General features: G+C 59.3%; 25 protein-coding genes. 2 read left to right on the top strand and 23 right to left on the bottom strand.

The genetic code is table 11. From position 1 onward, the window contains the following. Genes ACUXV1_RS00710 through ACUXV1_RS00685 form a run of 6 tightly spaced genes read right to left on the bottom strand, consistent with a single transcriptional unit; the run spans position 1 to position 5,515 of the window. Positions 1 to 1,638 (bottom strand): tail fiber protein, encoded by a 1,638-nt coding sequence (locus ACUXV1_RS00710; RefSeq protein ID WP_446014358.1) that lies wholly within the window; start codon positions 1,636 to 1,638, stop codon positions 1 to 3. 7 nt (positions 1,639 to 1,645) lie between these two features. Then, on the bottom strand, positions 1,646 to 2,245 hold the full coding sequence (locus tag ACUXV1_RS00705; RefSeq protein WP_446014359.1) for a YmfQ family protein: 600 nt from the start codon (positions 2,243 to 2,245) through the stop codon (positions 1,646 to 1,648). A 6-nt stretch (positions 2,246 to 2,251) separates the two neighbouring features. Then, positions 2,252 to 3,388 carry a baseplate J/gp47 family protein gene (locus ACUXV1_RS00700; RefSeq protein WP_446014360.1) on the bottom strand — a complete coding sequence of 379 codons (1,137 nt, stop codon included), beginning with the start codon at positions 3,386 to 3,388 and terminating at the stop codon, positions 2,252 to 2,254. Beyond that, complete coding sequence (locus ACUXV1_RS00695; protein WP_446014361.1) at positions 3,388 to 3,822, bottom strand: phage GP46 family protein; 435 nt, start codon at positions 3,820 to 3,822, stop codon at positions 3,388 to 3,390. Before ACUXV1_RS00695 ends, ACUXV1_RS00700 begins: the two co-directional genes overlap by 1 nt. A gap of 2 nt (positions 3,823 to 3,824) precedes the next feature. Continuing rightward, positions 3,825 to 4,433 carry a phage baseplate assembly protein V gene (locus ACUXV1_RS00690; protein ID WP_446014362.1) on the bottom strand — a complete coding sequence of 203 codons (609 nt, stop codon included), beginning with the start codon at positions 4,431 to 4,433 and terminating at the stop codon, positions 3,825 to 3,827. After that, on the bottom strand, positions 4,430 to 5,515 hold the full coding sequence (locus ACUXV1_RS00685) for a phage baseplate assembly protein (RefSeq protein WP_446014363.1): 1,086 nt from the start codon (positions 5,513 to 5,515) through the stop codon (positions 4,430 to 4,432). The genes ACUXV1_RS00690 and ACUXV1_RS00685 overlap by 4 nt, the downstream gene beginning before the upstream one ends. Positions 5,516 to 5,547: 32 nt before the next feature. Between ACUXV1_RS00685 and ACUXV1_RS00680 the strand changes: the two genes are divergently transcribed. Continuing rightward, a complete protein-coding gene (locus tag ACUXV1_RS00680) occupies positions 5,548 to 5,856 on the top strand; it encodes a hypothetical protein (RefSeq protein ID WP_446014364.1) in 309 nt (102 codons plus the stop codon). On the opposite strand, the gene ACUXV1_RS00675 is transcribed toward ACUXV1_RS00680, so the two are convergent. Further along, on the bottom strand, positions 5,837 to 7,279 hold the full coding sequence (locus ACUXV1_RS00675) for a DNA circularization protein (RefSeq protein WP_446014365.1): 1,443 nt from the start codon (positions 7,277 to 7,279) through the stop codon (positions 5,837 to 5,839). The two genes, ACUXV1_RS00680 and ACUXV1_RS00675, sit on opposite strands and share 20 nt — an antisense overlap. A 96-nt stretch (positions 7,280 to 7,375) precedes the next feature. Between ACUXV1_RS00675 and ACUXV1_RS00670 the strand changes: the two genes are divergently transcribed. After that, entirely contained in the window at positions 7,376 to 7,771 is a 396-nt protein-coding gene (locus ACUXV1_RS00670; RefSeq protein ID WP_446014366.1) for a hypothetical protein, read from the top strand. On the opposite strand, the gene ACUXV1_RS00665 is transcribed toward ACUXV1_RS00670, so the two are convergent. The 16 genes from ACUXV1_RS00665 to ACUXV1_RS00590 all read right to left on the bottom strand — a co-directional run bounded on the left by ACUXV1_RS00665 (position 7,768) and on the right by ACUXV1_RS00590 (position 20,962). Next, positions 7,768 to 9,912 (bottom strand): hypothetical protein, encoded by a 2,145-nt coding sequence (locus ACUXV1_RS00665; RefSeq protein ID WP_446020041.1) that lies wholly within the window; start codon positions 9,910 to 9,912, stop codon positions 7,768 to 7,770. The two genes, ACUXV1_RS00670 and ACUXV1_RS00665, sit on opposite strands and share 4 nt — an antisense overlap. 144 nt (positions 9,913 to 10,056) lie before the next feature. Continuing rightward, positions 10,057 to 10,332 carry a phage tail assembly protein gene (locus ACUXV1_RS00660; RefSeq protein WP_052370300.1) on the bottom strand — a complete coding sequence of 92 codons (276 nt, stop codon included), beginning with the start codon at positions 10,330 to 10,332 and terminating at the stop codon, positions 10,057 to 10,059. Beyond that, entirely contained in the window at positions 10,332 to 10,703 is a 372-nt protein-coding gene (locus ACUXV1_RS00655) for a phage tail tube protein (protein WP_446014368.1), read from the bottom strand. Before ACUXV1_RS00655 ends, ACUXV1_RS00660 begins: the two co-directional genes overlap by 1 nt. Before the next feature lie 54 nt (positions 10,704 to 10,757). Continuing rightward, positions 10,758 to 12,254, bottom strand: coding sequence for a phage tail sheath subtilisin-like domain-containing protein (locus ACUXV1_RS00650; RefSeq protein WP_446014369.1), 1,497 nt, complete (start codon positions 12,252 to 12,254; stop codon positions 10,758 to 10,760). Continuing rightward, positions 12,251 to 12,442, bottom strand: coding sequence for a DUF2635 domain-containing protein (locus tag ACUXV1_RS00645; RefSeq protein ID WP_446014370.1), 192 nt, complete (start codon positions 12,440 to 12,442; stop codon positions 12,251 to 12,253). The genes ACUXV1_RS00650 and ACUXV1_RS00645 overlap by 4 nt, the downstream gene beginning before the upstream one ends. Positions 12,443 to 12,445: 3 nt before the next feature. Next, positions 12,446 to 12,982 carry a hypothetical protein gene (locus ACUXV1_RS00640; protein WP_446014371.1) on the bottom strand — a complete coding sequence of 179 codons (537 nt, stop codon included), beginning with the start codon at positions 12,980 to 12,982 and terminating at the stop codon, positions 12,446 to 12,448. 1 nt (position 12,983) lies between these two features. Further along, complete coding sequence (locus ACUXV1_RS00635; protein WP_446014372.1) at positions 12,984 to 13,310, bottom strand: head-tail joining protein; 327 nt, start codon at positions 13,308 to 13,310, stop codon at positions 12,984 to 12,986. Continuing rightward, positions 13,307 to 13,549 (bottom strand): hypothetical protein, encoded by a 243-nt coding sequence (locus ACUXV1_RS00630; RefSeq protein ID WP_446014373.1) that lies wholly within the window; start codon positions 13,547 to 13,549, stop codon positions 13,307 to 13,309. The genes ACUXV1_RS00635 and ACUXV1_RS00630 overlap by 4 nt, the downstream gene beginning before the upstream one ends. 9 nt (positions 13,550 to 13,558) lie before the next feature. Then, positions 13,559 to 14,602, bottom strand: coding sequence for a major capsid protein (locus ACUXV1_RS00625; protein WP_446014374.1), 1,044 nt, complete (start codon positions 14,600 to 14,602; stop codon positions 13,559 to 13,561). A 60-nt stretch (positions 14,603 to 14,662) separates the two neighbouring features. Next, positions 14,663 to 15,082 carry a head decoration protein gene (locus tag ACUXV1_RS00620; RefSeq protein WP_446014375.1) on the bottom strand — a complete coding sequence of 140 codons (420 nt, stop codon included), beginning with the start codon at positions 15,080 to 15,082 and terminating at the stop codon, positions 14,663 to 14,665. Between the two features lie 12 nt (positions 15,083 to 15,094). Further along, entirely contained in the window at positions 15,095 to 15,694 is a 600-nt protein-coding gene (locus tag ACUXV1_RS00615) for a hypothetical protein (protein WP_446014376.1), read from the bottom strand. Between the two features lie 17 nt (positions 15,695 to 15,711). Beyond that, positions 15,712 to 16,578, bottom strand: a complete 867-nt coding sequence (locus ACUXV1_RS00610; RefSeq protein WP_446014377.1) for a S49 family peptidase — start codon at positions 16,576 to 16,578, stop codon at positions 15,712 to 15,714. Then, entirely contained in the window at positions 16,575 to 18,203 is a 1,629-nt protein-coding gene (locus tag ACUXV1_RS00605; protein WP_446014378.1) for a phage portal protein, read from the bottom strand. Before ACUXV1_RS00605 ends, ACUXV1_RS00610 begins: the two co-directional genes overlap by 4 nt. 2 nt (positions 18,204 to 18,205) lie before the next feature. Beyond that, positions 18,206 to 18,433, bottom strand: a complete 228-nt coding sequence (gpW, locus tag ACUXV1_RS00600) for a gpW family head-tail joining protein (RefSeq protein ID WP_446016824.1) — start codon at positions 18,431 to 18,433, stop codon at positions 18,206 to 18,208. A gap of 35 nt (positions 18,434 to 18,468) precedes the next feature. Next, on the bottom strand, positions 18,469 to 20,412 hold the full coding sequence (locus tag ACUXV1_RS00595; protein WP_446014380.1) for a phage terminase large subunit family protein: 1,944 nt from the start codon (positions 20,410 to 20,412) through the stop codon (positions 18,469 to 18,471). Beyond that, the gene (locus ACUXV1_RS00590) at positions 20,393 to 20,962 is read right to left on the bottom strand and encodes a hypothetical protein (RefSeq protein WP_446014381.1); all 570 of its coding nucleotides are present in this window, start codon (positions 20,960 to 20,962) and stop codon (positions 20,393 to 20,395) included. The genes ACUXV1_RS00595 and ACUXV1_RS00590 overlap by 20 nt, the downstream gene beginning before the upstream one ends. Positions 20,963 to 20,969: the final 7 nt, after the last annotated feature.

The following is a 20,969-nucleotide window of genomic DNA, read 5'->3' as shown; positions in this document are numbered from 1 at the left end:
TTAATATTTGATACATGCGAGTAGCGCCACGTTCACAGGTCGGTTTTCACTTGCAGTCGGGACGACACGAGAGACATCAAAACCCATTAACGACGGACCAGAATTTGGACCTGCCCCGTCTGCGATTGGAAGTGAATAATTGTTGCCGTTTATAGTGAACGGCCCGGTGGCCGTCACTTGTTCACCAAGGAACTGCGAAACACCGCCAGGAGTTGAAATCGAGCCTGTTATGTTCCGAATGGCATCATTTTGCCAGCTTCCTAAAGTTCGACCTGGATCTACGTTGCGCCCATTATCTACTCCACGCAAAAACACCCCACGCAAATCCGGGACGTTAAATGTCGTTGATCCGTCTCCGGCGCCGTGGGTTACTCCAATTGCACTGAAAAGATTTGCGTATGTTGATCGCGAAATTGCGGAGCCGTCCGCAGCAATCCATCCGGTTGGCGGGGTTGATCTAGCAAAATGAACTACACTGCCAGGAGCAATAACTGCACTGATAGATGAATTTACAGTTCCAACGAAGTTTGGATCATTGTTTATTGATGCGGCTATTTTCTGCAAAGTGTTTAGGTTGGCTGGTGCCGTTCCAATAATTCCATTTAACTGGCTAAGGTTCACTGCATGGGAGTTTTGCGTTGCATTTGCAACAGAAAATACTTGAGTGGCAGAGCCAGTTAATGCCGCAGCATCAGTGATGCCAAAGCCAGCCAGAGTTGTTGGTTTATTTGTTATGTCACCCCAAGCATTAGCGTCAAGACGTTTCCACGACGACCATCCTGATTTTGCCCAGCCCCCCCTATACCAAACCTCTCCACTGTTTGCCATGTATAGTTGGCCGATGGCGTTAAATTCAAAAGCATTGGCAACCAGCAATACCCCGTATCGATAAGCGCTCGGCATGTTTGCGCCGCTGCCATTTTGCACATCATAAATTCCTGGGGATGTGAGAGTATTCCAGTCTTGAGTCGTAATCCCCACAGAATTCTTCAAAGGCAGTGCGTCAGTAATTCCGTATCCCGCCAAGGTAGTAGCAATGCCAGCTTTGCTGGATAGGGCGCTGTTAAGCTGCCCTAAATTAACAGCATGGCAATTTTGCGTTGCAGCCGCCACCTGCGAAGCCCCACCAGTGCACACGAGAAGAACGTATGAGCCGCCAGAACCAACACTGCTATTCCACTGAGCCCAGCAGTCGCCATTCGCGACAATTTCACCGCCCTGCAGCGCAGAGTGCGCGCCACCGACCAACGGAACCGATCCGATTCCGTCGTTCAGTGTGCTGGCGCCTGTGTTTGCCGTTTTTGCCTTGAAGCGGATCACCTGGCCTTCGGTTCGAGAGGTAAACGCCGGCGTGAAATTGACAACGTAGGTGTTTGCCGTTCCGGTATCAATCGCAAATGGGGCGCCCTGAGATTGAATCGCGAGCGCCAGTTGATTCAATTTCCCTTTCGTCAAAGTTTGCCCACTTGCGATTACCGCATTACACAACTCCATCATGACTGTGTTGAGCCACTCAGCAGGGACAATGGTCGGTGCTTGACCTGTTGCCGGATTGCCATCCGTAAAAAAACCCGGCGTCCCCGGGTTTGATATGGTTGGCAGCTGCGTTGCCGCAGTAGAGTTGTCGATCTGGAACATGGTTTCCTCACGTGGAGTATCTGAACTGCAGGATGGAGTGAGCTGGTGCAATACGCTGCAGAATGGACTGCAGAATGGCATTGCCCCAAACAGAAAGCGGTTCGCCTGATGCGCTAGCGCCGGCAGCGAAGTGGTTTATGGTGTTGCTGGAAGCGGTGATGGACCAGGTATGGTGCCAATCCACCGCACCAACCGCCTGGCCGCTACTACTTTGCCCACAGCGAAATGGCGCGTAATTGGTGACGGTAATGGAAAACCCCAAGCCAGCGGCCACCGACTGGTAGTACGCCGCGGACTGGCCGCCCGTGGCGGTCAGCTTGGCTACTACTTGTTGGCGCCTACCGGCCATCGTGGTTGCAAGCCCCAAGACCGGATCAGGCAGGCCCAGCGCTGCTTCCCATTCGGGCAGAAGTTCTGTTGACGATGCCGGGAACGCATCCACCAGCAGATTGTTGATCCGGCTATGGGTGCGGCCATAAATCTGAGCCAATGCTAGCGACACCTTGGACTGCACGGCATTTTGATCGCGCGGCCACACACGCCCGCGTGGAAGCAAACGCTGCAACGCACCCTGGTAATCCAGAGCAGTGTAATTGGGAAGTGGCATAGAACCTCACTGCCAGGTTATGGCGCCGAGCACAGGCAAATTGCCGACTGGGCTGGTGATGTCGGACCCAGCCGGAGAGACCACGATAAAATCGCTTACACCGGAAACCGTAGCAATAGCAGACCAGATCAGCTGCAACGGGATGCTGCCGCCAGGCTTGCCATACTGGAAAAACACGCCGGCTATTGCCAAGCTGACGGCTGTTTGTGACGCCAGCGGCACGCCCTTGATTGTGAACGACACCGGCTGAGCGATGGGGGACACCACATAAACCAGCGCGGTTACCGGTTGCAATGGTGCAATGGCGTTGGCCACAATGAGCTGATCGCCGGTCGCTACCACGCCGCGCGGCACGCCGCCCGGCCCCTGGTCAAATTGGGATACTCCATTACTTCCCACTGGGAACCCTCCATTTGCGGATTCCGCGCCATCCAGCATGACGTATACAACCACCGTGCCGGCGCCGAATCCATTCGGCGCGCACCACGCGCGCGTGACGCCCGGCACGGCCAGCGACCACATCTCATAATCGCTACGCGCGCCGCCCTGCGGAGTGGATTGCCACGCAGAAAGCACGCGGGCGCGATACGCTTCGTCATCTTCAAGATCCGCGCCGCCAGTCAGCGCCGTCGCGGCGTAGCCGGAAGCCTGAATGCCAGGGACGGACTGAGCAAGCGAGAGGAGAGTGCCGGCAGGGGTATTACCTACCGCGCCAACCAAACCAGTCGGGTCAGCAACGGCGGCGATTGGAACGGTTACCGTGCCACTCGATCCGACCGCGCCGTCGCTGGTGACGGCATATTGCTGGCCATCGCCACGATTGATCAGTGTGCCGGCAGGCAATGTTTGGTTGACTTGCCCCGGGAATGTTGCAGAGCCGCTGGCCACGGCAGCCGGCTTGATGTAAACCCCCTTCATCGCCCCCCAGCCCTGCAAGAACTCACCAGTGGCGGTCCACGGCGTGGATTGCTTGGCTACAAAGTCGATGTAGTCGTAATGGCCATAAGCCATGGCCGCCTGCGCGGCAGCCATTACGCCCAGGTTGCTGAACCGCAGCAGGCCATCGCCTCCGGGCACGGTGGCGGCAATATCCTGCGCCACCTGCTGGCGCAATGCGGTCAGTGTTGGTTTCACGTAGGGCATCAACTCACTCCATTCCAGGCCCACTTATATTGCAGCGGAGTCCGCGCGCCCGAACTGTTGTAGGCCACGACCTGGGCGCCCAGCGTGGAGGCCGCAACCCACTGCACAGTGATATCGAATTTGGCCACCACCCCGTCGTCAATCAGCCACTGCAGGGCCTCGACGATATAGTCGCGCGCGCGGTTGGCTGTCTCTCGGGTTTGTTTGGAGCGTTGCAACAGCCAAAGCCGAGAACCGATCGGCTTCGCATCGTCCAAGCACCAGCCTCTCGGGTCGCCACTGCCATCAGGTACAGCGTCATCCGGACCCGCGATGCGATCAGTGAACAGGCTGATCAGGATGGCGGACTGCAGGTCATTGCCCGATAACAGACCTGGCCCGGCCTGAGCCCAGTCGCCATGAGTGCCCGCCACCCACACGGTGGAGATATCCATGCTTATTCCTGTTGGTTGGGGTGTTGGGTGGTAACAGTTGACCCGCCGCTTTGAACGCCCTGTACGGCATGGTCATGGCCGTTGTAGATGGATCGCATCTGAGCCATGGAGTGGGCGTTGCTGCCAGCGTTATCGGTGATGTCACCGCCGGCCTTGATCTGTCCGCTGACATCCAGTTCGGGTGTATTCAGCTGCACCTTGGTTGCAGCATTGACCGTCACTGTCGGTGTGTTATTCACGGTCAGCGGCAGGCCGGCGCCGTTTATCACGATGCCGGCCCGGGTCAAATAGACGGACTGACCCTGGTTGTCGAAGATCGCCACCTCGCCCGGTTGAAGCCCCTTCATCCGGCTGCCCTGATGATTGGTGGCCACCACCACGCCGTTGTTACGGTCACCTTGAGGGAACAGCACAATGGCGTCCGTGCCCACCGGCGGGTGACTTGTAAACCCGAATTCAGCCGCGCGGCGCAAGTGGTCCCGTGTTTCGTCCGCGCCAAGCTGCACCTGCAGGATTTGGATGGGGCCTACATCGTTGGCCGGCGCCGATATGCGTCCGCGCCCCAGCAACATCCAGATGCGGCGTGCCAGGCGCTCTATTTGTTGAATCATGGCTTGCCTCCATTGGCCACACCGGCGACGACATCGCGCATAGTTGGGAACAGATTAATGGGCTGGACAGCAAACGCCTCCGGTGGCATCACCACCAAATCCGCATGTGTGCCGGTGGCGTCACGCCGATAAGTTACATCCGATACCAGCCAGTTGACGCGTGGAACATGCACCGTTGGCGCGGTCAACGTCACTATCGTGTTGGGCTGCCACAGGTTGCCGGAATCGTCGCGCCAACTATCCACCGTCAATGTGGCTTGCAGGCTCCGGCCGGCGCGGCGGGCTGCTTCCCAGTTGGTTCTAGCCTTGGTGATCTGGTAGTCGGTTGTGTCACCGGTTTCGGCAATGATGCTGCGCACGCGCAGGCGTGGCACTCCGGGATCCGTGACGATGGCAATCACATCCGGGCCAGTGCCGGCATCGCTCATCGTGTCCATCGGCAAGCTGCGGCCAATGTATTGGCTGAACCGCTGCGACATAGACCAGCGCATGGTGATGGACTCGATGTTGACGCCCTCGGCGAGGGCGGGATAACGCTGTCCGGCGGCCGGGCGCATGGCTTGCGACAGACGCAGTGAACCGTCGGGGTTTTCGTAAATCAGCATCTGGCTGTTGCGAGCAACCGGCTCCAGGATGTTGTAGGGGGTCTCGCCCCATTGCAGTTGCCATATAGGAACCGCTTCGCCGGCTCCCACATCGGACGACACATTGATCCCGTATGGCGTGGCCAGCTTGATAGCCATCGCCAGCGGAGTGATGTTGGTCATCTGGCAGCCCTGATAGAAATGGCTGCAGTCCACCAGGTCCTGGCACTTGCCGCGCCCGCTCACGGCGATGGAGTGAGTCGACGCATTCAGCGTGGGTGTAAAATCATCGACATACCCTGTCACCACCACATCGGTGCCCAGCAGCACCTGCACCGGATCACCGGGATAGAGCAGCAATTTCCCAAACTCGCCGGGGAAGCGCTCGGTCATGCTGATATTGAAGCCCGATGGAAACCGCTCAATCCCGCGGACGACGGTGATCGATGTCCATCCCGATATGCGTTGTCCATTGGTAACCAGGGTAAGATCGTCCATACTCTCAACTCGATGTCATGACGGAGGCCGCAATGATTGGATTTTTGTTGGTGATGGTGATGGCCGACGGCTGGCAAGGCGGCGTGGTGCCGCAGGGCCTCTATAAGACCGAGGCCGCATGTCAGCAGGCCGGTCCGCGCTGGGTGCTCCACAACAACAACATCGGCCATCCCTCGACCTTCTACTGTCAGAAGAAGGTGGTACCAAAAGGGCAAAGATGGAGCGAGGAGGGGATCACGCCGCAGATGCGCGAGAAGTGGTCAAAGCAGCAAGCCGAGAAGTACAAAAACATCACCTACCCCATGCCGGAAAACCCAATTTCTACTGAGCCAGCGCCTTGAACTGCGTCGGCATGAACAACGGATGGATGGCGCCGGCTTGTTTCGCCAGTTCCGCTGCGCGCGCGGGGTCGCGATATAGGCGCTGAGCCAGTACCATCGATGGCATCGGTTGCGGGATCGCCACTTGCGTGATGCGCGCCAAAGACCCACCTCTTGCCGTCAAATCTGCAACCACCGCAGTGCGTAAATTGCGCAATGCAAGATAGCTAGCCATATCCCCGGCATCTGCAGCCGCTACAGCCTCGTTTTCCACCAGCAGGGCAACCCGTGCCCGCAATGCCGCTGCGTCGTCATAGCTGACCGGCTGATAGTCGGCGACCGATCGGCACACACCAATGACCGCCGCGCGACGCATCATGGTCACGGTCAGTTGCTGTGCCGTGGTCATGGCTTTCCCCATGGGCGATGTGTCGACGTTTTGTGGCATCGGCATTTGATGCAGCGCAGTCAGCACATTGATTGCATCCATGGGGCTGGCGCAGGACGCGCACAGCGTCTGAACGGATTGCGTTACCGCGGCCGGCAAGGGCTGGATGGCTGATGTCTGAGCGCCCAGTCTGCCCGCGGCTGTTGCCACGGCGCCAGCGGCTACCGCGACGGTTTGACGCTGCACGGCACTGGCGGCGACTGCTCGGCGGGTGGGCGAGGGGGTTGGGCTACTGGGCGCAGCCACCCCGCGCGGATCACCGTAGCGATTGGCAAAGCTGTCCATGCGCTGCAATTGGCCCGCAATGCCAGCAACCGAGTTGTAAATGCTCTTGGCTGCATTGACCACCTGATTGATCCGAGTGACCCATTGCGCGGCGACATTGACCACGGCTTGCACTACGGCTACGCCTTGCTTCACCTGGTTGATCAGCCCGGCCACAAAATCAGCCTCAACGGATAGGCCGGCCTGGTCCGCCAGGTCGTGCAGCCAACTGGCCGTGTCCTGTTGCTCGCCCGGAAATTCGCGGTCTCCGGCCTCGATGAACTGCATCGACAACTCGACATAGCGCCCCTGGTCCCAGCGCTCTGACACGCGCATCGGACCCAAGCTGACATAGAGCGTGCCCAGCGTCGGGTGGACCAACTCGCCGCGGCCTTCCTGCTCTGCGGCGGCAGCCATCTGCTGCAGTTGGCTGATGACATCGTCGCCAACCAGAAAGCCGATCATGTTGATACGCCGGCCGCGGCGCCCCAGATCTTCCACCCACAGCACATCGCGGTTTGGGTACTCGTGCTCAGCCAGCCGGCGCCCAAGCTCTACATCCGAGGCCAGCACAGCAAACGGAATGCCGCGATAGCTGGCCGGGCGCAGTTGGTCCCAATAAGACTGCCCCCCCAGCCCCAGAGCATTGGTCAGTTGGCCGGCAGCGGAGACAACGCCATCCAGCGCGCCGGCGGCTCGGCTGACTGTGTTCAGGACGTCTTGGAAGCTCATTGCATGCCTTGTGAAAATGGATAAAATATTACCGATACATAATTAAGGAAACTGTAGCTGGTCAGTTTTTATGTGGCCTAAGGCTGAACACCCCATATGACTTCATTACCCAAAGCTTTTCTTGTGCTATCTCTGGCCTTCGTTCATCTTTCGGCTGAGTCAGCTCCCAGCTTTTACACCATAAAGACCTATAAGAATGGCATTGCCATCAGTGCGCGCAAGGTCACCGTGGCTGAGCTTCGCAGTGCATCGCATGCCATGATTGATGCCTTCAAAGACAGCAGCCCAAGCTATGACTTCCTGGTCAATATCGCCAACTCGATGAATGCCAAAGAGCGCTGTTTTAATCTGTTTGGTGCTCGTACAGCATTGGCAACCATCGAGGCTGGGGTTATTGACGCCTCAAAAAACTCCGAAGAGTCCCTGAAGAAATCAATTGCTTCCTTTGAGGAGGTCAATGGCAACACCAATGTTTCTTGCAGCATGCGCTAAGGCGTTATCATCTCCGGCATCGGGTAGCTGTATCGCGGGGTATTGCTCGCTACTGCGGAGCCTCCTGTTGCCGTGGCGCGCGCGCCGGCCGGTAGACCGCTGACCGCCACCTGCACCTTCATGTCGGAAAGTTTGGTGACAGCGTCTTGCAGCGACTTCAGTTGCTCGATCAGCATTTTCTGCGAAGGCTCCACTACCGCGGCATTGCCCGTGACGGCCGAGGAGGCCGCCGCGACAGGCGAGGCCAAGGGCTTGACCGCCTTTCCACTTCCTGACCTTCCTGTGTATGTCACCGCCGACGCAGCGGAAGCTTCCAGCATTTTTTGGGAGTATGGATTGTTGCCGTTCTCGTGAACGATCATGGCGTCCATCAGCGACCGAATCACCTCGGGACGGCTCATGTCCAGCGACTGGCTACCGCTAACCCCCATGCGCTTGGCCACTGCCGAAACATAGGCCGCTGTGTTGTTCTCGGAACTCGGCGCCCATTTCTGCACAATGTCGCTCACAGAGTTAAGCCCGGAGTTGGAGTAGCGCTTGAGCTGCTTCGCCATTGCATCCAGCCCGGCTTGCGGTGAATTGAAAACGGCAAACCGGCCGCCAGCGCCGCCTTCTTTGACGGCGCCGGTCTGGCCAACAAACTGCAGGTTGCCGGGGTTATTGTTGCGGATTCCGCGCGGCATGGCTTTTGTGCTCTGCGCCTTCTGCGGTGGAGCCGGCTGCGCCGCCTGCTTCAGCTTTTGTCCCGGGGTGGCGGGCGCCTCCTCATCTTCCGTCCACCCGGCCGGCTTGGCATTCGGGTTCTCTTTGATGTAACGCTTTATATACTCCAGCGCTTTCTCATCTCCGAACTCAAGCGTGGGCTGGTATGCCTTTTTTGCCTTGTCCTTCAGGTCAGCGAATTCCTTGCTTTGCAGGTCAAGACCATGCCAGCTTCTCGAGCCAATGCCATAGCGCTTTTGATTGGCCAGCACCATCGCGTTTTCACCGACGTTCAGCTCATCGGACTGCAGCAGCAAGCTCAGACCGATGGAGATGCGGCTCGCGAGTTCGCCAAAGAATGGCAGCGTCGCTCGGGTGATCTTGTCCAGGCCGGCCTTGGCCGCGGATTGGCTTGCTGTGGCGGTTGCTTCGCCGGCGACGGCCTTGCCGAGGCTGGTGGCCACAGACGAGATCAGGCGCTCCCCCAGGCTGGACATCACCTTCTTGACCACCCAAGCGCCGCCGAGCCCTACGCCGGCCATTCCCGTCAGCGTCATGCCTGGATGCTCTGACAGCATCTTGGCCGCGCTCTCCATGATCTTGCCGTAGATCGGGCCCACATAATCGCCAAGCCAGTTGCTGGCGCGCTGATGCCCTAGGCCGGCTTCACGTTCGCTGCGCTTGGCCGCGTCAGCCTCTTTCAGCTTCTCCGGAGATTGGACGGCACCCATCTTCTCGGTTTTGCGCATGTCGTCTTCCAACTTCTTGCGCCCGTCCATCAGCATCGGCATCAGGCCTTGAACACCGAATTGGCCGGCGATCATTGCCTTGGTTTGCGGAGACATCTTGTCGTTGGCCATCACCTGGGCCAAGTCCTTCAGCGCGGCGGAAGTATCGATCGCTCCATCCTTGGTGTGGCGGATGGTAATGCCCAGGCGGTTGAGCATGGCCAGCGCGGCCATGTTGCGGCCATTGGTCGCATCGTTGAGCGTGGTGCCCAGTGCGCCAATACCGCCGTCCAACTGCTCGGCTTCAATGCCGGCCAGCTTGGCTGCGCCGCGCAGCTTTTGCAGCTCATCCGTGCCAACCCCGGTCATTTGCGCGGTGCGCAGCACGGAGTTACCATAGCTGGCCCAGCTGCTGGCGGAGGCGGTGATGCCGGCAACAATGGCGCCGCCGGCGATGGCCGATACCGGCGCCGATAGATTGCTGGCGGTATTGCCCAGCGCGCTGCCAACGGACTGGATTTTCTTGGCCAAGCCTTCAAAGCGCTGGGTGACGCGCTGCTCAAGCTGGGATTTGGACAGGTCGTCCACCTTCTTGCCAAGCGCCATTTTAGCGGCGAACTTCCCAAGCCGGCCTTCCAGCTTCTGGATAATCGGGCCGGCTTGGTCGTCCGCGGTGATGCGGATCCGAAATTGATTGTCAGCTCCCGCCATCACACATCCTCAGCATTTGCGATCGCCACCAGGAAAGGCGCGACCAGGTCAGGCCCCAGGCATCACGAGGCCCCCAGCGGTAAAACCGGGTGACCTCGGCCACGATGTCCATCCAATTGGATGGCATGGAGCCTTCTGGGGCGATCAGACAAAATTTGCCAGATACTCCTCGGCGGCCTTGTAATCGCGCGCGCCGATGCGGCCAATGGCAGCCACCGGGTGGCCGCTGACCAGCGAGATCAGAAACTTGCTGCCCGCGATATGGCCGTTCTTCTGGTATTCCTTGGAGAACTTCTCCAACTCGTCCAGCGTCGGCTCGCGCAGCTCAAGCACATGGATCTGTTCGCTGCCGAAATCAATCGGCTTGCGCAGCGTCAGCGTCAGCTCATCCGGCACTTCGGGTTTGTTTTCGTCCACCATCAGGCCTCCTCGACACTGGAGCTTTCCCACTTCACATCGATGGTGCCTTCCACCGAATCGACTTCCGGGAATTCCACCGTCCACATGCTCCGGCCCACGATATTTTTACCGTTGGCCAGCTGCAGGGTGACAGTGACGTTGGTCATCTGGTTGAGCTGAGCGACGGTCAGGCCGCCGCTATCGCGCAGCTTGGCCTTGATGTAGCCGGCCACCGGCTCTTCCTTGTAGCCGTGCACACCGTCTTTGCCGGTCAGCGTTTCACGTTTGACTTTGGCCGGGCTGTAGCCGAAGTCGCCGGCCACCAGATACGAGGTGCCATTGACGCTCAGCTGGCAGGTGCCGGCGAGCAGGTAAGTGTTGTCTACTGCCATGTTTGCTCCCAGAAATGCGAAACACCGCCCAAAGGCGGCGTTCCATTGCGCGGCTTATAGCAGCCGGAATTGGTTGAGCAGCGCGAAGATGCGCAGCTGGTTGATCAGCGTCGGCGGGAACAGCACATTGACGCGGCCCGGGTTGCTGGGGTCCAACTGAACAACCAGGCCGGACTTGAATGCATCACCATTCTGAACCAGCCCTTGCGATTCCAACTGTCGGTACGCGGCTACCAGTTCCCCCTTGATGATGGAGGGCGTCACAATGTTGGATCCCGGCGCGTAGCGGGTCCCATCTGCGGCCAGCTTCACCCGTGCATACTTGCTGGTGACCATGGTGCGCAGGAATCGCATCACGTAGGCCAGGGTATGCAGCGTTTCCACTTCCAGGTAACTGTTGTCGGGGTTGCCGAACGCATTCTTCTGGTAGGTGGTGATCAGGTTCTCGATGGCGACGGCGCCATCCTGTGCCACCGTGAATGTGCTGATGCCGTCGTAGAGCAGGGTATTGCGGTCGGTCAGTTGGAAGCGGCTTTGCACCGGCGGCGCCAGCACACCGGCCAGCGGAACCGTCTGCAAGGGCTGGGCAGGGTCGGCGCGCGTACTCACCGCCACGGCGCCGCCCAGCGCGGCCGCCCAGAGCCAGTTCGGCGTCGGGCTGTCGTTGAAGCCCATCACGGTTTCATGCTGATTGTTGCGGGTGACGCCGAAGGTGGTCAGCGCGCCCAGGGTGCCGCGCAACGCGGTGAACACGTGACCGTACAGCTGTTTGGCGTAGCTCCAGCGGCCGGTTTGATCGTTCATGAACTGCTGCAGAGCCGACAGACTGGTGGTGTCGTTATACGGGCAGACGATGAAGTCAAAAGGCTGGTCGCCCAGGTTGGCCAAGGCCGCCGACAGACTGGGCGCGGTGGCGCCGCCGGTCAGCGCCGTGATCTGCACGCCGAGGCCCACCGGCATGGTTTCGCCGCCGATCGGCCCGAGGTAGTTCAGCCGCAGGTCGATGTCATTGCCGCACGGCCCCTTGTTGACCGCCGTAATCGTCACCACCGCGCTGTTTGCCGTATTGGTGGCTTGCACCGGACAACCCGCGTCCGCGGACAGAGTGGTGGCGATGAATGCCGCGATTTGCGCCGGCGTTTGGGTGGGCAGCACCGGGATGGCATAGCGGATGCCGGCCACGTACAGATAGAGCGTGCCGCCGGCAGTGGGCGCGCTGGCGATGGTGATGCTGCCGCTGGCTGCGGTGGCATTGCTATCATCGGCCAGCGGCAGGTACCAGACCTCACCGAACTGGTCGTTCTTGCGATACCAGGCAGTCATCAGTGCCAGCATGGAGTTGGGACCGCCCACGGTTTGGGCATCGGTCACGCCCTGGCTGATCACCGGGATGTTCGGCACCGTTCCTGCCGTAATAGCGGCCGCAGTCACTTGGCCGATGATCAGCGCGCGCTGGTTGGCCTGCGCCGTGTTGGCGCGGCTATTGTCCAGTTCGGCATAGAACAGCGGCACCCGAATTTGCTGCGGGATGTTCTTGAACGGGATGGTCATTTATCACCGCCTTTCTTGACGGATGGGGCTGCCTGGGCCGAAGCCTCCGGCGCCGCTTGCACGACATCGCCATCACGCAGACGGCGCTGCCAGTAGTCGGTGTCGGGCACCTCTCGGCCGCCGGCCGGCAACAGGTCAAGCAGGTCGGGGTCGCGGATGGCGAAACCGTCCTTGGGTTTGACGTACATGGATCACTCCTGAGGAATGTGAAAATCGAATTCGACCGGCGGAGTCACTCCATTTCCGGTGGTGGCGATGGCCGTGCCATTGATGTCGGTGAGCGGCTGAGTGACGGGCAAGGCAAACAGCTCGGGATACTCGAAGTCGAAACGCATCCAGGCTTCGCCCAGATGATCTCGCTGCTGGGCGCTGACCTCGATCTCGGTTTCCACCGCCAGCACCTGCTGAACCATGCGCAATACGGCGGAGTTAGTCAGTACCGCGTTTTCAATCTGATCACACAGCGTGTCCAGCAGACTCTCCACTTGGCCGGCACTGGCTGCCGACACCCTGGCGTTGACCGCCACCGTTGCGGTGGTAAGGAACTGCGGCGCGCCAACAGGGCCGCGGCCCTGTTTTCGCTCCATAGGGGTCTGCACCAGGATCAGAGGCATGCCTGGCGGGGTGACCGGCAGGTCGCGCGGGGCATAAACCTTCTGTCCCGCCAGGGTGTTCGCCGCCTGCAAAGCCGCTACCACCGCATTGCGCAATTGAGTGCGGTAAAGCATGTCAGCCTCCGGACACAAAGTTCAGCATCAGCTTGATGGCGCCGTGCCCATCGGGATGAACATCAGCCACCGAGTAGGTGACATTGGTCCGCAGGATAGTGATCTGGTCGCCCTGTTGCGGCGGAAACGGCAGCTCGGCGGCGCGGATGCCCAGCACCGGCTGGGCGGTGGAGGTGTAGATCGAGCTGCCCAAGCCGTCGACCGCGCGGTAGGCCTCATCGAACACCCCGGTGATGCCGAGAGACTGGCCGGTGACGGTGGTGTACGTCACCGGCTCGCCAAACACGGACATCAACGGGGTGAGGACGCGTTTGTCCCAGTCGATCACTGCGTCACCACGGTGGCGGACGGGCCATCACCTTGCTTGGCGGCTCTTTTGACGGTCGGCGCACCATCCGATGGCGTCACCACGGTGGCGGAAGAGGGCTCAACCAGAATGCCGCTGTCCAGCAGATGCTTGACTTCGTCTCTGACGGCCTCGACCTCTTTGCCCACAGTGTGCTTGACGCCATCGATCGCCACGGTGCCGACCGCCACGATCACTTTAACGATATCGCTTTTTGCCATGGCGATTCCTTAGTTCACCTGCGGCGCGCACACGGTGGCGGCGAAGCAGGCATTCACTTGGGACGGGATGACGATCGGGGAGGACTGCATCATGATCAGCCGCTGAGCCGGGTCGTCTTGCATCCAGGTCTTCGGGGCGAACGGCAGTCCTGCATAGTTGAATGCCGGATCCAGAATCTGGCCGAAGGCGCGGGTGCCTTGCATGTCCGGTCCGCACATGATGACGGTGCCGTCCGGCAACATCGGCTGCTCGACGTTGTTGTCATCGACATACCAGTCGTTGTAGAGCCACAGGTCGTACTGACCCCAGCGGCCCTTGTACACCGCGCCGCGCTGGGTCTGGGCACCGATCTGCACGGTATTGCCCTGGCCGCTACCCGGGTACCAGATTGCGGTTTTCACCACCGGGTCCTGAATGAAGTTCAGCCAGGACGAGGTGGTGAATACCAGATTGGTGCAAACGCCACCGGATTTTTTCAGGACCTGGTGACCCCATGTTTCCAGCATTTGGCTCGGCACTACGCCAGCCTGACCCCATTGCGCGCCGCCGGTCAGCGCCGTCGTGAGGCTTGCGTCACGGCCAAAATCCACGACCACGGTCGGGAAACCGTCGCCGCTGATGGTGACCTTGCCCAGCAGCAGGGCTTGGGCGGCCATCCACTCCAGACGGCGGGTCAACATGTCAAGTTGATCCTCCATCTCGAACTGCAGGTTTGCCATCTCGCGCTCGGCGGCGGACAACTCCCCACCGATACGCTCGCCAATCTGGCGGCGTACCGGTTTGCGCAGGTCGGGTGCCCGCTTGTCTTTGATGTACGCCGGCTTGAACACATTGGTTTGGTAACGGCGCTGCTCAACAAGCTTGCCCTCCACCAGCGGGGAAACAAAAGGGCTCATGCGCCGCTTGCCGACGTCGACGTCGATCGAAACGAACTCGGTTTCGGACATCACGATATTGGGGAAGAAGGTGTCGAGCAGAAAGCTCTGCGCTCGCTTCAGGTTCGGCACCACCTGGATCAGGGTATTGGTGTCGTAAATCAGGCCACCGGGCATATGGATCTCCAGAAAGCAGAAAACCCGCCGGTCGGCGGGTTTTTCGGGGTTTCGGTTGGTTTAGGACGGGTCGGCAGCGCTGACGGACGTCTTGACGTAAATCTCCAGAGGGCGCAGCAGAGGCTTCAGAGCCGCCAGTGACCAACTGGAGTCGAAAATCAGCGCGGTGCCATTGAACTCGCCCTGCAGATAAATGCCGCCATTGGCGTCGTTGCTGGTTGCGTCCACAACATCGGCCAAGACCGCCGACGGCACTTGACTGCCATCGGTGGCGGTTTGTTTCGAGACGATGTATTTGCCGCTGGCGGTAACGACGCCCAGAATGGTGCCGCGCGCGAGTACGCCCTGGCCGCTGGCGATCAACGCATTGTCGGTTACCAGCTGAAGCGGTCCGGCTATCAACTGATCGGGGATGTAGGTTTGGGCGGAAATGCTAGGCTGTTGCGGGTTACCGCCAATCGATTGGACGGGGAGGGTCATTGCATTCCCTTTTTAACGGCCGCGTGCTTTTTCAGCGGCGGCGTTGATCATGGCGGCTACACCTTTCGGCGAGCTCGCATCCGGCGCCTCGGCACTACCAGAGCCAACGGCAGGGTTTTTCAAACCCGCCATCCGTTCGGAGAGCGGGCTGCGCCGTTGGGCGCCCGCCGCGGCAACGTCTAGCATGGCGATAGCCTTCTTCGCGCTCATGCCAGTTTCGAATGCCAGATGGGCAGCCATGTCGGGGCGGACGCCGGCGGAGGCGCAACGGAAGATTGCGGCACAGCGGGCGCGTTCGGCTCGGCGCGCGGCCTGCTCCTTGTCTTCTTCATCCTCTTCCGATTCTTCGTCGTCTTCCTCGTCATCTTCCGCTTTGGTGGCTTTGCGTGCCTTCTTGGCTTTTTTCGCTTTCTTTGCGTCTTCTTCGCCGTCCTCGGCATCTTCTTCGCGCTCTTTCTCGGAGATGTCCTCGTCCTCTGCGGACTCGTCATCTTCTTCCGCACGGCGGAGGTCTTTCTTTTCATCCTCCTCGTTTTCGGCGCGCTTCGATTTCGGGCTGAGGCCCAGCAGATGTGCGAAACCTGCTGCCCGTGCCATCAGGGGTTTTTGCATGTTCATTCCTTGTTGATTCAGGCGGCCAGCTCTTGAAGCAGGGCCCGGAAAGCGGCGTCGGGGGCCGCGACTGTGTCTGCGAGTCCAAGGCGAACGCCTTCGGCCCCGAGATAGGTTTTCGCCTGAGTTTCGCGGACAGCCTTTTCAGTCAGCCCGCGATTCCTGGCTACGGTTTTGTCAAACAGCTCACCCATGGCATCGATGTCATCCTGGAAGCGCTGTCTCGCCTCTTTGCTGAGAGGGATCTCCGGGTGGCCATCAGCCTTGCTTTCGCCATGGGTAATGAAGGTGACGCGAAACCCGCCATCGGCCAGCGCCTGGCTCCAGTCAACATGCATCCAAATCACGCCGATGGAGCCTGTTCCGCCGGTGCGTGGCACGGTGATGCGATCCGCAGCGCTGGCGATGGCGTAAGCGGCGGAGTAGGCCGACTCATTCAAGATCGCGTGAATGGGCTTGGCCCCACGTGCGGCGTAGATCGTGTCAACCAGGTCAAAACAACCAGACACTTCGCCGCCAGGCGAGTCGATGTCCAGCATGATTGCGCTCACGGCATCATCGGCCAGGGCCATCAGAAAATTTTGCCGAATACCGTCGTAACCCGTCATGCCGGAGTAGGGGTGCAACGTACCGAGTTTTTGAACCAGCGTGCCCTGTATCGGTATGATTGCCACGCCTTCCACCACTTCGTAGCCGGCGCGAGGGTTGCGACCAGGGGCCGCATAGGGCGACTCCATGGCCGAGGCAAGCGTATCGCTGTTGACGTTGACTACTTGAGTCAGCCCCAGCCGCTCGGCCAGCGACGCCATAATGACTTCGGCTTTGGCTGGGTGGAGCGCCAGCGGCGTGTTAAACATGCGCTGGGCGAGGTGTGCAAACCTCATAGCACCTCCGGTTTCTTTGTGGCTTCAGTAGCCGTTTCGAGCACCATGAATGGCGGCAAGGGCAAACCGCGCTCTTTGAATGCCTCGTATTCGCGGGTGCGCTGGTCCAGCATTTCTTCCCAGTCGGTGCCGACGTTCTCCGCGCATTCAGCCTCAAGCGTGGATAGCCCGGACTGCATTCCAAGGATTGCCCCCTGTTTTTCCGCTACCGGGTCAACCCAACCGCGGCCCGGCCCCATCCATGTGCAGCGCGAGTAGGCCGCACGGGCATCGATGAAATCAGGCGCACCATCCGGCAACGGCAGCTCCACTTCGTCAAAAAGCTCTTCGAGGAACGCATTGAAGATGGGCTGAGCAAACCCGATGGCGAAGTCGCTCCGCCGGCGGCTGAGTGTTTTCCAGGCCTCCAGCAGCGATGCGCGTGCCGAGCTGTAATTCACGTCAGACCAGTTCTGCGACAACTGCTGAGCGGATATACCCATACCCGCAGCAGCGTTCCTCAACACAGCGTTTTCAAAGTCGGCGAAGTTGCTCGCCGGCCTGGCCGCCGTGACTGCGTTAATGCGCTCACCAGGAAACAGGATGGGCATCCGCGCGCCGCCAAGTTGAATGCGCCGATCATTGTGAAAATCGACGCGCCCTTGCTGGTAGGCATTCAGTTCGTCGTTTTCGCCAAGGGCCTGCTCTACGAACTGGTGATCGAATGGGCTTTCGATATAGGCACCGAAAATCGCATTGATAATCGCCGCGTCCAACTCTTTGCTGTCGTAGGTGATCAGCATCTTCAGGCGTTGCACCACAGGGGTGAGGATGCCGGCGCCGCCGCGGTGTTGACCCGCACGGTCGCTGTCAAAGTCGTGAACAACGATCTGACGGCCCCAGCTGGTTTCCCTATCCACTAGCTCCCAGCTCATGGAGTCAGCTGCGCTGAACCAGTCGCCCTGGTGGGCTTTTCGGATGTAGTAGCCGACGGCGGCGCCATCGTCATCGAGCTTTACCCCGCCGCGTGTGCGGTGTTGATCAAATTGTTGCTGAGGGTTGCTGAGCCTGTCCGGGTCAACCAACTGCACCGTAGTGGCGAACCGCGCGCGGCCACGGCCGATCCGGTCTTCCTTCCAATGCATCAGCGCGAGGGCATCGCCATCCACCAGCTTGTGACGGAAACCCAGCCGCATGATTTGCGAGACGGTGAGGTTTCTCTCAAGATCACAATAGCGCCCGGGGTCATTGGCCCACACACGCCACCACGCCTCGACTACACGGCCGAATTCATCCGCCCATTTGGCATCGAACTCCTTGTTGCCGGTGAGCGCGGCCAGGGCCAGATAGTCCGGCTTCACAATCGGACGGAAATTGGCGCCGATGGCGTTATCCAAAATCCGAGTGACACCACCAGCGGCCCAGCCATCGTTTCGCACCAGATCCCGTACGCGAGACACAATGCGGTCCCGATACATGTTCAGTTCGGTGTCTGGACTCCAAAGCGGCGGCCGCCAGGACGCCATATGGTCACCCATGATGTCCGCGGCGTCGTAAGGTGCGCCGCTAGGCCCAACCAGTGCAGATGGGCGCCTGGGCGGAATAGGATATCCATCCGGCCCCAGGATTTGGACGGGTGATTTCATGATCAGAACCTGAATCGGGCAGGGCGGCGGCCTACCCTCACAATCCCCGAAGCCTGTTGCAACTGCCGAATGAGCGCGGACAGCTGGGCAAGGTTGGTTCGAGTGAACGTGACGGTTTTGCTGCCGTCGCCCTGGGTGTAAGAAAAGGATTCGCCCTGGCTTCCGCTACAAAGTGCCAAGTAAGCGTTTTGTGCGTTAGCCAGGGCTTGCTGCAACTGCTGAGGCGTCATGCCCTGCAGAATGCCGGAGTCGAACATAGGTCCTCTCACGCCAGCCTGCTGGCGAGTTTCATCCGTTTGGGTGGCTCCGCTCGATCTGTTATGAGGGGAGGAACGTCGCGGATTGGGATTGGGACTGGGTGCTCTGGCGCAATGGCGGTTTTGTCGGCCTCGCGATTCAACTTCAACCCAAGGTGAAAAAGTCCGCAGAGCGCGGCGTACGAGTACACGGCCAAGTCAAGGGCCTCATTCGCCCTGCCGGGAAGTTGATCCCAGATTCGAGCGCGATGGCCGTTTATAGTCTTAGTGATGAGCCGTTCCGCAAGGAGTTGCGCGTACCAGTTTATGTCCCGGTCTGCGGGGTAATGCATATACCCTGGACCAGGTTGCTCCAGCGCCAAACGATGACGAATAACATCCTTGGCCGTATTGACGCCTATGATGATTGGCCTGAATGTCGCCTTGTTGCGCGGGCTGGGTTTCTTCGTTGGCCAGACTGGTGATCGTGCACCACCACGCGCAGACTCGCCCTTCACCGCCCAGATTCTTCTGCCAATACGGGCTTTGCAGAATTCATAAACTTTTTGGGTGTGACTGCCCCCGGAGTCGATGCAGGCTGCCATGACCTCAAATGGGCGCCCGTCTGCACGAACCCAGCGGCGGCGCAGATGAATGTCGACTCGATCCCACAACTCATCTGATCCTGGATCGCCGTGGAAAACCTCGTGGTCAATCGACCAACGCTCTTCGTTTCGTCCCCAGCCCACAATCTCAATTTCAACGCGATCATCTTGCACGTCACCGGCGGCAGTTAGGACCGCTACCCCTTCAGGAACTTCGCCGGCCCAGACCTCAGCCCTAGCGGCCAGTTTTTCCTCGCTTAGAACCTTGTCTCCCTTATCTTCGTACGATTCGCCTAAGACGAGATTGATGAAAGTCTGGCGTGCCAGCGGATCATCTTTGACGGAAAGCCACTCGGCAACCAGGTTTTTCCAGGAAGCGTTTGGGAACAGCGAGTACCCTGCCCAGATGTGAAATCCTGCATGCCCCTTGAATGGCTTGGTTGCACGCCACGTGCCAGCTTTGACCATATCCGGTTTGTCAGCTTCGTCGATTTCACAACCATTCACGCAGCGATAATGCGCCGTCTCTGGCAATCCGACGCCATTTTCGTCCTTGTCCCACTTGATGCCATGCGGGGTGTCCTCTCCACCCCATTCGAGGCGCTGCATTTCTCCGCAACATGGGCAGGGAACGTAGAAGTAGCGCTGATCTGATTCGTCGAAAGACTTATCAATTCGGCTGACGCTTTTTACCGTCGGCGTTGAACCTAGGATGATTTTTCGATTCCAGAATGTTTCAGACCGTTTCGTACCCAGCTTGATCTGATCACCCTCAGCACCAGCACCTCCAGTCGGATAGCCGTTTACCTCATCAAACAAGACTATCCGAGCTGTTATCCTGCGGAAGCCGCCTGGGCTATTGGCTCCAACTAGACTGATACTTGATCCGTTCGACATCACCTTTTTTAGGATCGTCTGATCGGTCGATTTAGCTTTAGGATCACCGGCTATCTCTGCCAATACCGGCGTATCGCGCAGCATGGGAGCGATTTCTGTCTTGGAATAGTCCTCCGCATCCTCCACTCTGGGTTGCACAACCAATATCGGGGACGGATCCTGGTGCAGGTAGAACCCGATCACATGGTCGAGGATTTTTGTGTAACCCACCCTGGCTGATTTTTTGACAGTAATCATTGTTACCGTTGGGTCGGTGACAGCGTCCATCATGCCAACCTGGTACCCAAAAGCACGAAAGCGGCCGGTCTGGGCGCTGGTTTCTCGGGACAATACTGCATATCGCTCTGCCCACTGGCTAAGCGACAGCTTCGGCGGAGGTTGCAGACTCCTCCGGCGGGCCTCTATCAGGCCATGATTGAGGGCTGCACGCCCGACGGCATAGCGCCCAGCGTCAGGCGTCGCCTCCGTCACGGGTCAATTCCTCCAACGCTTCAGTAATAATCTGCAGCAGGTGGTCCTGAACCTCAGCAACAGTTTTAAGCTGGTTCAGCCGCGGTGCCTGCTCAGCAGGTATAGCCATCAGCTTGGTGCGTACCTTGGCATACTCATTAGCCACAACTGCCACTACCTCATCCACTGCAACAACAGCACCTGATTTCTGGTCGTACTCAAGCTGGTGCAGAAGCGCTAGGTAGTTTTCCTTTACCCGCCTCGCTTCGTCCGTATCCCATGGGGCGCCTCTTACGGAAATGATGCGATCCGCAGCTGAGGCTGCAGTCTCGCCGGGCAGCACTGTTACCTCTGTTACCTGGCTGGTTTTGTTACCCGACTTGTTACCTTCTTGCGATGAGGTAACAGACCCAACCCCGGCGGTACGGTACTTTTTCAGCAGTGCATTCGACGCATCCACGTCCACCAGTTCACCCACGAAAACCAGCCACCCACGCTGCTTCCAGGTGGTTACGGTCTTCCGGCTGACGCCGTGCATTTCTGCAAACTCGGACTGTTTGACGAGCGCCATCTGTTAC

It is taken from the genome of Chromobacterium sp. W521, from assembly GCF_052805975.1.
This window is presented reverse-complemented; position numbering and strand designations above follow the sequence as displayed.

Excerpts from the sequence above, each read along its gene's own strand:
- ACUXV1_RS00645 (WP_446014370.1), bottom strand. The coding sequence starts at position 12,442 with ATGTACGTCAAACCCAAGGACGGTTTCGCCATCCGCGACCCCGACCTG.
- ACUXV1_RS00710 (WP_446014358.1), bottom strand. The coding sequence starts at position 1,638 with ATGTTCCAGATCGACAACTCTACTGCGGCAACGCAGCTGCCAACCATA.
- ACUXV1_RS00640 (WP_446014371.1), bottom strand. The coding sequence starts at position 12,982 with ATGCTTTACCGCACTCAATTGCGCAATGCGGTGGTAGCGGCTTTGCAG.
- ACUXV1_RS00660 (WP_052370300.1), bottom strand. The coding sequence starts at position 10,332 with ATGGTGGACGAAAACAAACCCGAAGTGCCGGATGAGCTGACGCTGACG.
- ACUXV1_RS00650 (WP_446014369.1), bottom strand. The coding sequence starts at position 12,254 with ATGACCATCCCGTTCAAGAACATCCCGCAGCAAATTCGGGTGCCGCTG.
- ACUXV1_RS00675 (WP_446014365.1), bottom strand. The coding sequence starts at position 7,279 with ATGAGCTTCCAAGACGTCCTGAACACAGTCAGCCGAGCCGCCGGCGCG.
- gpW (WP_446016824.1), bottom strand. The coding sequence starts at position 18,433 with ATGACGCCTCAGCAGTTGCAGCAAGCCCTGGCTAACGCACAAAACGCT.
- ACUXV1_RS00705 (WP_446014359.1), bottom strand. The coding sequence starts at position 2,245 with ATGCCACTTCCCAATTACACTGCTCTGGATTACCAGGGTGCGTTGCAG.
- ACUXV1_RS00655 (WP_446014368.1), bottom strand. The coding sequence starts at position 10,703 with ATGGCAGTAGACAACACTTACCTGCTCGCCGGCACCTGCCAGCTGAGC.
- ACUXV1_RS00605 (WP_446014378.1), bottom strand. The coding sequence starts at position 18,203 with ATGAAATCACCCGTCCAAATCCTGGGGCCGGATGGATATCCTATTCCG.
- ACUXV1_RS00680 (WP_446014364.1), top strand. The coding sequence starts at position 5,548 with ATGATTGGATTTTTGTTGGTGATGGTGATGGCCGACGGCTGGCAAGGC.
- ACUXV1_RS00590 (WP_446014381.1), bottom strand. The coding sequence starts at position 20,962 with ATGGCGCTCGTCAAACAGTCCGAGTTTGCAGAAATGCACGGCGTCAGC.
- ACUXV1_RS00685 (WP_446014363.1), bottom strand. The coding sequence starts at position 5,515 with ATGGACGATCTTACCCTGGTTACCAATGGACAACGCATATCGGGATGG.
- ACUXV1_RS00610 (WP_446014377.1), bottom strand. The coding sequence starts at position 16,578 with ATGAGGTTTGCACACCTCGCCCAGCGCATGTTTAACACGCCGCTGGCG.
- ACUXV1_RS00670 (WP_446014366.1), top strand. The coding sequence starts at position 7,376 with ATGACTTCATTACCCAAAGCTTTTCTTGTGCTATCTCTGGCCTTCGTT.
- ACUXV1_RS00630 (WP_446014373.1), bottom strand. The coding sequence starts at position 13,549 with ATGGCAAAAAGCGATATCGTTAAAGTGATCGTGGCGGTCGGCACCGTG.
- ACUXV1_RS00665 (WP_446020041.1), bottom strand. The coding sequence starts at position 9,912 with ATGGCGGGAGCTGACAATCAATTTCGGATCCGCATCACCGCGGACGAC.
- ACUXV1_RS00625 (WP_446014374.1), bottom strand. The coding sequence starts at position 14,602 with ATGCCCGGTGGCCTGATTTACGACACCAATACCCTGATCCAGGTGGTG.
- ACUXV1_RS00620 (WP_446014375.1), bottom strand. The coding sequence starts at position 15,082 with ATGACCCTCCCCGTCCAATCGATTGGCGGTAACCCGCAACAGCCTAGC.
- ACUXV1_RS00695 (WP_446014361.1), bottom strand. The coding sequence starts at position 3,822 with ATGGATATCTCCACCGTGTGGGTGGCGGGCACTCATGGCGACTGGGCT.
- ACUXV1_RS00690 (WP_446014362.1), bottom strand. The coding sequence starts at position 4,433 with ATGATTCAACAAATAGAGCGCCTGGCACGCCGCATCTGGATGTTGCTG.
- ACUXV1_RS00615 (WP_446014376.1), bottom strand. The coding sequence starts at position 15,694 with ATGCAAAAACCCCTGATGGCACGGGCAGCAGGTTTCGCACATCTGCTG.
- ACUXV1_RS00700 (WP_446014360.1), bottom strand. The coding sequence starts at position 3,388 with ATGCCCTACGTGAAACCAACACTGACCGCATTGCGCCAGCAGGTGGCG.